At 36.7% G+C, this 14,252-nt stretch carries 14 protein-coding genes; 12 read left to right on the plus strand and 2 right to left on the minus strand.

The features are described from left to right. The first annotated feature begins 121 nt into the window (after positions 1-121). The 6 genes from clpB to P176_RS0103135 all read left to right on the plus strand — a co-directional run bounded on the left by clpB (position 122) and on the right by P176_RS0103135 (position 5,477). A complete protein-coding gene (gene clpB, locus P176_RS0103110; RefSeq protein ID WP_026753329.1) occupies positions 122-2,731 on the plus strand; it encodes an ATP-dependent chaperone ClpB in 2,610 nt (869 codons plus the stop codon). Between the two features lie 116 nt (positions 2,732-2,847). Next, entirely contained in the window at positions 2,848-3,252 is a 405-nt protein-coding gene (locus P176_RS0103115) for a hypothetical protein (RefSeq protein WP_026753330.1), read from the plus strand. A gap of 39 nt (positions 3,253-3,291) precedes the next feature. Continuing rightward, positions 3,292-3,699: a hypothetical protein gene (locus tag P176_RS0103120; protein ID WP_026753331.1), complete on the plus strand. Its 408-nt coding sequence runs from the start codon at positions 3,292-3,294 to the stop codon at positions 3,697-3,699. Between the two features lie 201 nt (positions 3,700-3,900). Next, the gene (gene deoC, locus P176_RS0103125) at positions 3,901-4,557 is read left to right on the plus strand and encodes a deoxyribose-phosphate aldolase (RefSeq protein WP_026753332.1); all 657 of its coding nucleotides are present in this window, start codon (positions 3,901-3,903) and stop codon (positions 4,555-4,557) included. A gap of 96 nt (positions 4,558-4,653) precedes the next feature. Further along, positions 4,654-4,953 carry a hypothetical protein gene (locus P176_RS0103130; RefSeq protein WP_026753333.1) on the plus strand — a complete coding sequence of 100 codons (300 nt, stop codon included), beginning with the start codon at positions 4,654-4,656 and terminating at the stop codon, positions 4,951-4,953. A gap of 17 nt (positions 4,954-4,970) precedes the next feature. Next, positions 4,971-5,477 (plus strand): histidine phosphatase family protein, encoded by a 507-nt coding sequence (locus P176_RS0103135; RefSeq protein WP_026753334.1) that lies wholly within the window; start codon positions 4,971-4,973, stop codon positions 5,475-5,477. On the opposite strand, the gene P176_RS0103140 is transcribed toward P176_RS0103135, so the two are convergent. After that, entirely contained in the window at positions 5,464-6,210 is a 747-nt protein-coding gene (locus P176_RS0103140; RefSeq protein WP_026753335.1) for a DUF6503 family protein, read from the minus strand. The two genes, P176_RS0103135 and P176_RS0103140, sit on opposite strands and share 14 nt — an antisense overlap. 104 nt (positions 6,211-6,314) lie before the next feature. Here P176_RS0103140 and smpB point away from each other — a divergent pair, with 104 nt between their 5' ends. Both smpB and P176_RS0103150 read left to right on the plus strand, forming a co-directional pair. After that, positions 6,315-6,773 carry an SsrA-binding protein SmpB gene (gene smpB, locus P176_RS0103145; RefSeq protein WP_026753336.1) on the plus strand — a complete coding sequence of 153 codons (459 nt, stop codon included), beginning with the start codon at positions 6,315-6,317 and terminating at the stop codon, positions 6,771-6,773. A gap of 140 nt (positions 6,774-6,913) precedes the next feature. Next, positions 6,914-9,379, plus strand: a complete 2,466-nt coding sequence (locus tag P176_RS0103150) for a DUF5686 and carboxypeptidase regulatory-like domain-containing protein (RefSeq protein ID WP_026753337.1) — start codon at positions 6,914-6,916, stop codon at positions 9,377-9,379. Positions 9,380-9,400: 21 nt separating this feature from the next. On the opposite strand, the gene P176_RS0103155 is transcribed toward P176_RS0103150, so the two are convergent. Beyond that, positions 9,401-10,042 carry a protein-L-isoaspartate(D-aspartate) O-methyltransferase gene (locus P176_RS0103155; RefSeq protein WP_026753338.1) on the minus strand — a complete coding sequence of 214 codons (642 nt, stop codon included), beginning with the start codon at positions 10,040-10,042 and terminating at the stop codon, positions 9,401-9,403. Positions 10,043-10,258: 216 nt separating this feature from the next. Here P176_RS0103155 and P176_RS0103160 point away from each other — a divergent pair, with 216 nt between their 5' ends. The 4 genes from P176_RS0103160 (at position 10,259) to P176_RS0103175 (ending at position 14,174) form a co-directional block, all read left to right on the plus strand. Beyond that, complete coding sequence (locus tag P176_RS0103160) at positions 10,259-11,218, plus strand: Gfo/Idh/MocA family protein (protein ID WP_026753339.1); 960 nt, start codon at positions 10,259-10,261, stop codon at positions 11,216-11,218. Between the two features lie 92 nt (positions 11,219-11,310). Next, the gene (locus tag P176_RS0103165) at positions 11,311-12,201 is read left to right on the plus strand and encodes a 3-hydroxybutyryl-CoA dehydrogenase (RefSeq protein ID WP_026753340.1); all 891 of its coding nucleotides are present in this window, start codon (positions 11,311-11,313) and stop codon (positions 12,199-12,201) included. Positions 12,202-12,253: 52 nt separating this feature from the next. Further along, positions 12,254-13,492 carry a DUF1015 domain-containing protein gene (locus tag P176_RS0103170; RefSeq protein ID WP_026753341.1) on the plus strand — a complete coding sequence of 413 codons (1,239 nt, stop codon included), beginning with the start codon at positions 12,254-12,256 and terminating at the stop codon, positions 13,490-13,492. A gap of 28 nt (positions 13,493-13,520) precedes the next feature. Further along, a complete protein-coding gene (locus P176_RS0103175) occupies positions 13,521-14,174 on the plus strand; it encodes a YggS family pyridoxal phosphate-dependent enzyme (protein ID WP_026753342.1) in 654 nt (217 codons plus the stop codon). Positions 14,175-14,252 lie beyond the last annotated feature (78 nt).

The raw sequence follows: 14,252 nt of genomic DNA on the forward strand, positions 1-14,252 counted from the left end.
GACATTTTGTCTTAAGCTCTCCTGTTTTTAATAACGGTAAGATTATTGAAATGGCTAGATTGTAATATAACAAATAAAAAAGAGATTCCTATTTCAAAGGAACCTATAAACAATATTTAACATGAATTTTAATAATTATACCATAAAATCCCAAGAGGCGATTCAGCAGGCTCAGCAGCTGGCGCAAAGTTTGGCTCATCAGCAAATTGAAAATGAGCACATTTTCAAATCCATTTTTGAGGTTGATGAGAATGTCTTGCCTTTTTTACTTAAAAAATTAAACGTTAATCTTAACGTACTTAAACTGACGTTAGACAAACAATTAGAGAGCTTCCCTAAGGTTACTGGTGGAGATTTATCCATTTCTAGAGAAGCTAGCAAATCTTTAAATGAAGCATCGATCATCGCCAAAAAAATGAATGATGATTATGTGTCTATAGAACATTTAATCTTAGCCATTTTTAAATCGAACAGTAAGATTGCTCAAATGCTAAAAGACCAAGGCGTCACTGAAAAGGGCTTACAATCTGCTATTGACGAGTTGAGAAAGGGTGATCGTGTGACTTCACAAAGTCAAGAAGACACGTACAACTCTCTAAATAAATACGCTAAAAACCTCAACCAATTAGCAAAAGACGGAAAATTAGATCCTGTAATAGGTCGAGACGAAGAAATAAGACGAATTTTACAAATTCTATCGAGAAGAACCAAAAACAATCCGATTCTTGTTGGAGAGCCTGGTACAGGTAAAACAGCGATAGCAGAAGGTTTGGCTCATAGAATTGTAGATGGAGATGTTCCAGAAAATTTAGTCGACAAGCAAATTTATGCTTTAGATATGGGCGCTTTGATTGCTGGCGCCAAATTTAAGGGAGAGTTTGAAGAACGTCTTAAAGCCGTCATCAACGAAGTGACTACAAGTGAGGGTGACATCGTATTATTTATAGACGAAATCCATACGTTAGTAGGCGCTGGTGGCGGACAAGGTGCCATGGATGCGGCCAATATTTTAAAACCAGCGCTTGCTCGTGGCGAGCTAAGAGCCATTGGCGCCACTACTCTTGATGAGTATCAAAAGTATTTTGAGAAAGATAAAGCGCTTGAACGCCGTTTTCAAAAAGTAATGGTAGATGAACCAGATACCGAAAGCGCCATTTCCATATTGCGAGGAATTAAAGAAAAATACGAAGCACATCATAAGGTTCGCATTAAAGATGAAGCGATTATCGGCGCTGTAGAACTTTCTGAGCGTTACATCACCAATCGTTTTCTTCCAGACAAGGCCATTGACCTTATGGATGAAGCGGCTTCAAAATTAAGAATGGAAATTAATTCCAAACCAGAAGAACTTGATGTTTTAGACAGAAAGATCATGCAATTAGAAATTGAGCTAGAAGCCATAAAACGCGAGAAGGATGAAACGAAGTTAAAATCACTACGTTCAGATTTGGCAAACTTTAAGGAAGAGCGTAATGAAATCTATGCGAAGTGGAAAAGCGAGAAAGATGTTGTTGACTACATTCAGAGTACAAAATCTAATATTGAAGAATTTAAGCTAGAAGCAGAACGCGCAGAACGCGAGGGAGATTACGGTAAGGTTGCTGAAATTCGCTACGGAAAAATAAAAGAATCTCAAGAAAAACTTGAAGTGCTCCAAAAGGAATTACAAAAGAACCAAAGCGGCAGTTCACTCATAAAAGAAGAAGTTACTTATGAAGATATTGCTGAAGTAGTTGCAAAATGGACAGGAATTCCTGTTACCAAAATGCTACAAAGTGATCGAGATAAACTATTGAGACTAGAAGACGAACTTCATAAGCGCGTTGTTGGCCAAGAAGAAGCAATTGAAGCGGTAAGTGATGCCGTGAGACGTTCAAGAGCAGGGTTGCAAAACCCGCAAAAACCCGTTGGCACCTTCTTATTTTTAGGAACAACCGGCGTTGGTAAAACGGAGTTAGCTAAAGCTTTGGCTGAGTATCTCTTTGACGATGAAAATGCCATGACCAGAATAGATATGAGTGAATACCAAGAACGTCATAGTGTAAGCCGTTTGGTAGGAGCGCCTCCTGGTTACGTTGGTTATGATGAAGGTGGTCAATTAACTGAGGCCGTAAGACGCAGACCCTATTCTGTAGTGTTACTCGACGAAATTGAAAAAGCACATCCAGATACCTTTAATATTTTATTACAGGTTTTGGATGAAGGCCGATTAACGGACAATAAAGGTCGTATCGCAGATTTTAAAAACACCATCATTATTATGACCTCCAACATGGGTGCTAATATTATTCAAGAGCGATTTGAAGCCACTAAAGATGTAGAATCGGCTATGGAATTAGCGAAGGTTGATGTTCTTGGATTGTTGAAGCAAAGCGTGCGTCCAGAGTTTTTAAACCGAATTGATGACACCATTATGTTTACACCTTTAACTAAAAAAGACATCAAACAGATTGTAGGTTTACAGCTTAAAGGCGTCAAAAAAATGATTGCTAAACAAGGCATTACTTTTGATGCTACTCCTGAAGCCATCACCTATTTATCAGACAAAGGGTATCATCCAGAATATGGCGCCAGACCGGTAAAACGAGTGATCCAAAAAGAAGTGCTTAATGAGTTAAGTAAAGAGATTCTTTCTGGAAAAGTAACTACCGATAGTATCATATTGCTGGATGCTTTCGACAATCAATTGGTGTTTCGAAACGAAGAACATAGCGTTTCAGAAAACATCTAATTCAGTTGTACAATATTTAAATTAAAAAAGCATCTATTAATAAAAGCGACGTCACTCTTATACAGTGGCGTCATTTTTATTAAAATTTCCCTAACTTACAGTGTAAATTACGCAGTATGGGCATCATTAAATATTATAGTTTCGAAGATTCCGAAGTATTTATCTTTGACGATTTCATCATCAACCAAGTCAATCAAGGCGTGGTGATTCAACCAGAACACAATGATATTCTGAATGAAATTATTAAAGAACATTTCAGCGGAAAAAATATGGTTTATGTGTCTAACCGCGCAAAATCTTATGCCGTAAACCCCTTAATCTATCCTGAAACCGAAAAAATCCCTAACTTATTAGCCATTGCTATGATTCCAAAAACAGAGTTGATGCGAAAGAACGCTGAGTTTGAAAAAGAATTTTTCAATAAACCCTATGAAATTTTCGACCGTCTCACAGATGCGATTCACTGGGTAGGCAACATGATTGATCAACAAAAGTCAAAAGAATATTTAGAACAGAAATAGAAGCTTAGCATTTGAGCTTAGTAAAAAAAGGCAATAACTATGGGTATGTTTTATCATTATGACCTTGAAGATTCTGAAGTCTTTGTCTTTGACGATTTCCTCATCAACCAAATCAAGGAAGGAGTAAAAATCCAGTCTCATCACAATGAAGACCTAAAGGTGGTTCTATCAGAACATTTTAAAAATAGACCTATTGCCTATATCTCTAACCGCGTCATGTCTTACGCTGTAGATCCATTAGTATATAAAGAGACCGAGAAAATCCCAAATCTCGTGGCTATGGCCATTATTCCAAAAACAGAGGCCATGCGTAAAAATGCAGAATATGAGCGACAGTTTTTTGGCAAACCTTACGAAATATTTGACAATCTTAGCGAGGCCATCGCTTGGGTTCACAAGTTGATTACCAATGAGAATGAAAAGATCAAATTAACGAAAAGCAATTAGTGTCGTCCATGCAAGAGAGCTTAAACATTAAAATGCGACACGCGACTTTTCGATAAATACAACAAAACTTTAAGAAATACGTTATTATACTTCCGTATAAGTTTTTAACTTTGCAGTGCTATTAATCCCCAAATTTACATTTAGAGATCAGATCTATATTCCAATAGATCTCGGTTGATAACGCTTAATAGACTTATTTAAATGAATATTAATTCACATATTGACCACACACTTCTAGATGCTTGTGCAACTGAACGTGATATTATCGAGCATTGTAACGAAGCTAAAAAACATAAATTTTATTCTGTTTGCATCAACAGTTGTTACGTGCCTTTGGCAAAACAACTTCTCAAAGATACTGATGTAAAAATTTGTACCGTAGTAGGCTTTCCTCTGGGGGCTGTTTCTACTGAAACCAAAGTTTTTGAAGCAAAACATGCCTTGTCTGAAGGTGCCGATGAGATTGACATGGTCATGAACCTTGGTTTTTTCAAAAGTAAAAACTACGTTGAGGTGTTAAAGGATATTAGCGATGTGAAATTAGCTATTGGTGAAACGCCCTTAAAAGTCATCATAGAGATTAGCGAATTATCTAAAAACGGAGTGGTAAAAGCCTCTGAAATTTGCGTAGATGCCAAAGTTGATTTCGTTAAAACCTCAACTGGATATACAAAGAACGGTGCGACACTTACTGCAGCCAAAATCATTAGAAAAACAGTTAAAGATCACTGTAAGATTAAAGCTTCTGGTGGGATACACGACTACGAAACCGCTAGAAAATATGTAGATATTGGTGTAGAGCGTATTGGTACCTCTATGGGCGTTCATATTGCAGAAGGAGAGTTTACTGAAGCATAATTAAAAGAAATTGATCTTAATAGATTGATTTAACACACTTTTTCGAAATCTATGGGATTGAGATGTTATATTTGATAGAACTTCAAATACAATAATATGAAACTATCATTACTTTCCATTTGCTTATTGACGCTACCTTTTTACGGTTATTCCCAAGATGATACGCAACAAAAAAGTAATATAACGACACCACCTTCCTCTAAAAATTTATTGATCAAAGAGACCTTGTTTTCTAGTGTATTGAAGCCTGAAAATAAAATAACTTTAAATCATGCTGTCAATAAAAAGGCAGAACTAAAAACAATAAATACGCTTGCAACAGATTCTAAAACGAGAGCCGATCGTGCCATAGCACTTTACGTTTTAAGTGATGATCTTAAGCCCAAAAAGAAATAGTCTAAATTGATATGTCTATGAGAACCCTCGTATCAATTATTGTTATTTGTTTATTTAGCATTTTATCATTTTCGCAAGAAAGCCGCTCAGAAACCACTTGCTATTATCTTATAAGACATGCAGAAAAAGATCGTAGTGATCAAACTAATGCTGATCCCGATCTTTTAGAAATTGGTCAACAACGTGCTGAACAATGGCGAGATTATCTCAAGGATATTAAATTTGATGCGGTGTATTCTACAGATTATAATCGTACCAAACAAACGGCGCTTCCTACAGCAAAAGCCAACAACTTACAATTGCAATATTACAATCCTAATTCATTATATTCTAAGGAGTTTCAACAAGACACAAAAGGCAAAACGGTTTTAATTGTTGGTCATAGCAACACAACGCCGTCCTTTGTAAATGCTATTATTGGTGAAGAACAATATGAAGCCATAGACGATAAAACAAACAGCAATCTCTATGTGGTTAAAATTTCCGAAGAAACAGTTACCCATGATCTTATTACTGTAAACTAACGGTTACGTTCGTTAACTCGATTTTTGAGAGCAGCTCCAATTGTTTTTTTTCAAATACATCTGGGAAATTTTGAAGAGATTTTAATGTTGATGTCGTTTTGTAATTATTATAGTCAACAAAACGAATGCCTTTAATATAACGTTCATTATAAGCTTCACGAAACCGAAATCCTTTACCATCTTGCTCTTCGTACGAGTATGCTAAATAGTCTGGTGTAAAGGTTTTGGTATTGATCCAGTACATAAAGACGTCTTCAAAATCTTCTCCTCCTCCATCTTGTTTAAAGGTGATTTCTACAACATGGTAGTTTTTCCCATTTATGATGGTTTCATTAAGTAGTTTCTTTTGAACGGCATCTGCGTTGAGCCCATAGGGAAGCACCGAAAAATAGTGTACCGAATTGACCGAAGCCGAATAAAGAGACGCCATAGAATCTGAAACGGCCACCCGCTTGTCATTTAATTGTCTCGAGAATCCGTCATTGGTTAAAACATCTGTGACGGTTCCTGTGGTATCTTGAAAGTTACGAGTTAATTCAAAAATGCCATTAGAGCGTTTTGCCGTATAGTGTTTATCTCTAAATGCGAACGCAATCTCAGCGTCGCCAACAAGATCGCCGCCACAAACAGAAATCGATTGCTCTATAATATTACTTGCAGTGCGCTTTTGTTTTGACTCTTCTTTACAATTACAAAACAAAAACACTAACAATAAAAAGGGAATATATTTCATATTTGGATCATTTCAGAATTAAAGATGGCAACAAAAGGAAATCCTTTTGGCTTAAATGATGTGTGGTCTTTATAAATTACTTAAAAACCTTAACTTTGTATACTATGGAGAACAAGGTCAACATAAAAAACAAAAAAGCAAAATTTGAATACGAGATTCTCGATAAATACGTGGCTGGTATTGTTTTGACGGGAACAGAAATCAAAAGCATTAGAGAGGGCAAGGCGTCCATTGCTGAAGGTTTTTGCGAATTTAATGATCGTAGCGAGCTATTTGCAATCAATATGACCATACAAGAATATGCCTTCGGAAATCATTACAACCACAAACCTAAGGCCGAACGAAAATTATTATTAAACCGTCGTGAGCTTAAAAAGCTCGAAAAGGAAGTTAACATTAAAGGAAACTCCATAATCCCTTTGCGATTATTTATAAATGATAGAGGTTTAGCTAAGCTTCAAATTGCTCTTGGAAAAGGTAAAAAGCTATATGATAAGCGTGATACCATCAAAGATCGTGATAATAAACGCAATCTAGACCGCATTAAAAAAATCTATAATTAGGCCGTTATTTTTTTCTAAAGAAAATAACAATTCATAAATCTTTAACAACCACGAGAAAATTTTATAGTTATGTTTGGTTTTCTTAGGCAACCATTTGATCATTTGGTGCGTCTATAGAATATAACCAACAACCAGATACTATGAAATTAAAACTACTTCTGCTTTTTACTGTTTTCAGTTTTACCTGCGCGCAATCTCAAATTAAGGGCGTTATCTCCGATCAAAATAAAGATCCACTGCCTTTTGTCAATATTTTTATTGAAAACACCTATAAAGGGACCACCAGTAATGAACAAGGCATTTATGAGTTAAATATCTCGAAACCGGACACCTATACTGTCGTCTTTCAATTTTTGGGTTATAAAACCGTAAAGAAAACGGTTGAGATTAAAAGCTTTCCGTTTGAGCTTAATGCTACTTTACTGGATGAGCAAATTAGTTTAAATGAAGTCGTTATCAATTCTGAAGATAATCCTGCCAACGCCATCATGAGACAGGCCATTGACAAACGCGAAGAAAATTTAGAAAAGATCAACTCTTATAAGGCCGATTTCTATTCTCGCGGATTGATACGAATCAAAGATGCCCCAGAAAAAATCTTAGGCCAAGAGGTTGGTGATTTGGGTGGCGGATTGGATTCTACCCGTAGTGGCGTGATTTACCTTTCTGAAACCATCTCAAAATTAGAATATCTTAGACCCGATAAGCTTAAAGAAAAAATATTAGCTTCTAAAGTAAGCGGTGATGATAATGGCTTTAGTTTTAACAATGCCATTGATGTGGATTACGATTTTTACAACAAAACCATTGAACTGGGCAATAATATCATCTCCCCTATAGCCAATAATGCCTTCGGATACTACCGTTTTAAATTAGAAGGTATATTTTATGATGACCGTGGTAATTTAATCAACAAAATCAAAGTCACCCCAAAACGACAAAATGACCCCGTGTTTGAAGGTTACATTTACATTGTGGAAGATCAATGGACCATTTATGCCACCGAACTCAGTATTTCAGGGACACAAGCAAGAATCCCAGTGGCCGACTCTATAAAAATCACACAAAACTTCTCTTATTCTAAAAACGACAACATTTGGGCAAAAATTTCGCAGAATATCGATTTTAAATATGGTCTCTTCGGTATCAAAGGAGATGGTAGGTTTACAGCGGTTTACAGTAACTATGAGTTTAATCCAGGTTTGACCAAAAGAGATTTTAGTAGAGAAATCGTCTCCTTTGCAGATGAAGCTAATAAAAAAGACAGCTTGTTTTGGCAACGTGTAAGACCTGTACCACTTACTGATGAGGAAATTACAGATTATATTAAAAAAGACAGCATCCAGATTGTAAAAGACTCCAAGGTCTACAAAGACTCTGTAGACACCGCGAACAATACATTTAAATTGGGCGATATCTTGGGAGGCTATACCTATCAAAATACTTATAAAGAGTGGAGCGCAGGAATCACCTCTCCAATACAAACCATTACTTTTAATACCGTTCAAGGTTGGAATGCCAACGTGGGTGCCTTTTACCGTAAAAGTTATGATGATTACAACCGCTACTTATCCATTAACGGTAACGCTAATTATGGGTTTAGCGATGACCGCCTTCGCGGTACCTTATCTGCCACTTATAAATTCAACAATACAAGTAGACCTTACCTCACCGTTTCTGGTGGAGTGACTACGCAGCAGTTTAATGCTTCAGAACCCATATCGAAACTTTTAAACACAGGCTATTCTTTATTAGCCGAAAAGAATTACATGAAACTCTATGATAAGAGCTTCGCTCAAATAGGATATAGTAATGAGCTATTTAATGGCTTTAGGCTTTATGCCAATTTGAGTTACGAAAGAAGAAAAGCACTTTTCAACACTACAGATCAGGTTTGGTATCCACAGGATGATCGTGATTATACAAGTAATAACCCTATAGATCCTACCGCTTATGGCATTGCTCCTTTTGCTACCCATAACATCCTTAAGCTAAGCATAGATGCAAGAATCAACTTCGCTCAAAATTACTTAAGCTATCCTGATGGCAAATTCAATATTGGTAATGAGAAGTACCCTACACTATTTGTGGGTTATGAAAAAGGTCTTGCGGCCTCTATAGACGGATATAATTTTGACCAAGTTAGAATGAGAGTGAGCCAAGGCGTTGATATTGCTGATAAAGGAAAATTTCAGTACAATCTAAAAGCAGGAAAATTCTTTGGAGCAGATGACATTTCGTTTGTAGATTTTCAGCATTTTAATGGCAACCAAACCAACATTGGTGCTGGAAGTTATCTCAATGTATTTAATAATTTACCCTATTATGCAGCCAGTACCAACGATTCGTATTTAGAGATGCACGCCGAGCATGATTTTAATGGATTTTTATTGGGTAAACTCCCCTTGTTGAGAAAGCTAAATTTCAATCTTATAATTGGCGCTCATGCTTTGGCAACACCAGATAACAAACCTTATCAAGAGTACACCATTGGTTTAGATAATATTGGCTGGGGTAAATTTAGATTTTTGAGATTGGATTATTTACGTTCGTACCAAGGCGGTTTTCAAAGCGATGCTATTGTATTTGGTCTAAAGTTTTTCTAATCTGAAATGTAACGATAAGAACTAATTCTTATCTTCTAACAGCGGAACAAACCTAAATTCTCCAAACTCGTGCTGTTCAAATTCTTTTGGCCCTTTTCTTATGATTAGGGTCATTATTTGTACATCATCACCCACAGGAATTACGAGACGTCCGCCTATTTTTAATTGACCCAATAACGGCTTTGGCACAAATGGCGCTCCAGCAGTGACGATAATGCCGTCAAAAGGCGCTTCATCTTTTAAACCGATATAGCCATCACCAAAGATGAACTTTTTAGCGCGATAGCCTAACTTAGGCAAAAATTTACTGGTTTTTTTATAAAGCTCATGTTGACGCTCTATAGAGTAAACTTGAGCACCTAATAAGCACAACACTGCTGTTTGGTAGCCACTACCCGTACCTATTTCAAGTATTTTATGACAGGGCTGTAATTTTAATAATTCAGTTTGAAATGCTACCGTATAAGGTTGCGAAATGGTTTGATCTGCAGCAATAGGGAATGCCTTGTCTTGATATGCATGATCTAAAAACCCAGAATCCATAAACAAGTGCCGTGGTATTTTACCAATGGCATCCAGCACCTTAACCTCAGTAATCCCTTTTTTCTTAACTGTAGCAACCAATTGTTGCCGCATACCCTGGTGTTTGAACGTGTCTTTCAATGGAAATCTATTTTAAGCGCAAGTTAATTGAATCGCTTTTAAGTTCAAAATGTAATGCCATCTCAGAGAAATTTTAAAAGCCTTAAGAACTCGTTCATGAGCTTTAATCAACTAACTACTACCGTTAATGATTTCAAGGACACTCATCCAAAATATTCGTTTACTTATTCGTAACTTTCCTACTTGAAATCTTATTTTTGTTAAAAACCACAAACAATGCTAAAAGCTGGGGTACTTGGGGCCGGACATTTGGGTAAAATCCATTTGAGGCTGCTCAATCAATCAAATACATATGAACTCATCGGTTTTCACGATGCAGATGCAGAAAACGGTAAAAAGGTAGAAGCCGAGCTAGGCTATAAATTCTTTCCCACCATCGAAGGACTTATTGATGCGGTGGATATGGTAGATATTGTCACACCAACACTTTCACATTACGATTGTGCAAAAAAAGCCATTGCCAAAGGCAAACACATCTTTATTGAAAAACCAATAACAAATACGGTTGCAGAAGCAGAGCACATTAGAGCACTTTTGGCAGAGCACAACATTCGTGGCCAAGTTGGGCATGTGGAACGATTTAATCCCGCATTTATCGCCATCAAGGACCATATCATAAACCCTATGTTTATAGAAACCCACCGTTTGGCTGAATTTAACCCTAGAGGTACAGATGTTCCTGTAGTTTTAGATTTAATGATTCATGACATTGATATTATTCTTAGTGTGGTGAAATCAAAAGTCAAAAATGTATCGGCAAGTGGCGTATCAGTAATCAGTGACACACCAGATATTGCCAATGCTCGTATAGAGTTTGAAAATGGCTGCGTTGCAAACTTAACCGCAAGTCGTATTTCACTTAAAAATATGCGTAAAACACGGTTTTTTCAGAAAGACGCCTACATCTCAGTTGATTTTCTTGAGAAGAAATGTGAAGTAGTAAAAATGAAAGATGCTCCCAAAGAACCTGGTGATTTTGATATGATTTTACAAAATGCGGAAGGCATCAAAAAGCAAATCTACTTTGACAATCCAGAGATCTCAAACAATAATGCCATCCTTGATGAATTAGAAACCTTTGCTCACGCCATTAACACCAACTCTACCCCGATTGTAACATTACATGACGGTACTGAGGCATTGCGTGTGGCCACCATGATCATCGATCAGTTTTAGTAACAATTTGACACAAAAAAGCATCATAATAAATTTTAATTAAAAAACCGTTTCGCGAGACCATCAGTCTTCTCGAAATAAAAAATAATGTCATGAAACATATTGCAGTAATAGGTGCAGGAACCATGGGTAATGGTATTGCCCATACTTTTGCACAAAGCGGATTCAAAGTTCAATTGATAGATATCAGTGACGCATCCTTAAAAAAAGGCTTGGCCACAATCTCTAATAATTTGGACAGAATGGTCAGCAAAGAGAAAATTTCCGAAGCAGATAAAAAAACAACATTAGATCATATTTCTACCTTTACCAGCATTGAAGAGGGTGTGAAAAACGCAGATCTAGTAGTAGAGGCAGCCACAGAAAATATTGACCTAAAACTAAAAATCTTTAAGCAGCTGGATGAAGCGTGTAGCCCAGAAACAATTTTAGCGAGCAACACCTCCTCTATCTCCATAACGCACATTGCATCTGTAACGTCTAGGCCTAGCCAAGTTATCGGAATGCATTTTATGAATCCCGTACCCATCATGAAATTGGTTGAGATTATTCGCGGTTATAATACTAGTGATGCTGTGACCAATACCATAATGGAATTATCAAAAACATTAGGAAAAACACCTACAGAGGTTAATGATTATCCAGGTTTTGTGGCCAATCGTATTTTAATGCCAATGATCAATGAATCTATTGAAACACTTTACAACGGTGTTGCAGGAGTTGAAGAGATTGATACCGTAATGAAATTGGGCATGGCACATCCTATGGGACCTTTGCAACTGGCCGATTTTATTGGTTTAGATGTTTGTCATTCTATTCTTCAGGTCATGCATGATGGTTTTAAAAATCCGAAATATGCACCTTGCCCTCTGTTGGTAAATATGGTGAGAGCTCAAAAATTAGGTGTAAAATCTGGTGAAGGTTTTTATGATTATTCTGAAAGTAGAAAAGCCGAAAAAGTGGCGAAACAGTTCGCTAAATAAGATCTCATAACGTTTTAAATCTGAAAATAAAAAGTTACAAAATCAATCTCCGTTGTCTAAAATCATTCCATTTAAAGCTGTAAGACCTACCCGAGACAAAGTAAGCCTTGTGGCAGCGCGTTCTTATCAAAGTTATACGCTCGAACAACGTGAAGCTAGGCTTCGTGACAATCCGTTTTCTTTTTTACATATTGTAAATCCTGGTTATCGCTATGACAAGGAAATATCTGGTAAAGAACGTTATCAGCTCGTGAGAAACCGGTATTTGGAGTTTAGGGAGGATGATATCTTTATTCAAGATCAAACACCAAGTTATTATATCTACAAAATTGTAGATAGAGAACATCAGGAGTTTAATGGTATCGTGGCGGCAGCAAGCTGTGAAGATTATGAAAACGATTATATAAGACGCCATGAAGACACCATTGAACACAGGGAAATAGTATTCAAGGACTATCTCAAAACCGTTGGTTTTAATGCAGAGCCCGTATTATTGACCTATCCAGACAATGCTATTATTGCAGCTATCATTTCTGAAACGCAAAAGGAACGTGCTGAGTTTGAGTTTACCACTACCTATAGAGACACCCATTATCTTTGGAATGTTACCGATGAAAGCACCATAGCAAAAATAAAGGCTGAATTTGCTGCCATGAAAACCATCTATATTGCAGATGGGCATCACCGTTCGGCCTCCTCTTATTTATTATATAAAGAAGAAAAAGAGCAGAATACTTCGCATGATGGAGCGGAGAACTATAACTTTTTTATGTCTTATCTCATTCCAGAATCTGATTTGAGAATTCATGAATTTCATCGTGTGGTCAAAGATCTTAACGGACTTTCGAAAGAAGAATTTTTAATTAAATTAGATACTATTTTCCGAATTGAGAATAGAGGCATTATGCCTTTTAAGCCTTCTGAAAAACATCATTTTAGCATGTATTTAGATGGTGAGTTCTATTCTTTATTTCTTCGGAAAACAGGTTATAAGATTCACAACTCACTAGATGCTTTGGATGCACAAATATTATATCAAACCATCCTAAAACCAATTTTAGGAATTGATGATTTGAGGGATGACACCCGAATTGCATACATCAACGGCAAAAAAGATGTCGTAAACCTTAAAAGTAGTATCGACTCCGGTGCTTATGCCGTAGGCTTTGGCATGCTTCCTGTAGATATCAACGAAATGAAACATATTGCCGATGATGGTTTAAAAATGCCACCAAAAAGCACATTTATTGAACCAAAATTACGAAGTGGCGTGACTATTTATGAATTTTAAAAATCACGACCGCTCAAAAAAAACAGTTATGTCTATAAAAGAGAACTTAAAACATATTCAATCGCAACTACCTGAACAGGTTACCTTGGTAGCCGTTTCTAAAACCAAACCCGTGAGCGACCTTATGGAAGCTTACGATGCAGGCCAGCGTATTTTTGGAGAGAACAGAATTCAAGAAATGGCGGAGAAATATGAAGAGATGCCTAAAGACATTCAATGGCATGCTATTGGACATGTACAGCGTAATAAAGTCAAGTACATGGCAGAGTTTGTGAGTCTCATTCATGGAGTAGACAGTTTGAAGCTATTGAAAGAAATTAACAAACAAGCAGAAAATTACGATCGAACGATATCCTGCCTACTTCAAATAAAAATAGCTGAAGAAGATAGCAAGTTTGGGATGGATGCTAAAGATGCCGAAAACATCTTAACCTCAGATGCTTTTTCTAAACTCAAGAATGTTAAAGTTGCAGGCGTTATGGGAATGGCCACCTTTACAGATGATGACACCCAGATTAAAAAAGAATTTGATAGGTTACAGTCCATATTTGAGCATTTAGCAACATTAAATCCAGACCTAAAGACCATTAGTATGGGAATGAGTGGTGATTACAAAATTGCGATTGAGTCTGGCAGCACCATGATTAGAGTTGGAAGTAGTATATTTGGAGCAAGAGACTAAGCTATCTTAAAGTCGATTAAAAAACATAAATTCAAAACTCATCGTAAGAGACTCCTCAGTCTTAACGACATAAAGGCA

The organism is Sediminibacter sp. Hel_I_10 (genome assembly GCF_000688335.1).
Classification (GTDB): Bacteria; Bacteroidota; Bacteroidia; order Flavobacteriales; family Flavobacteriaceae; genus Psychroserpens.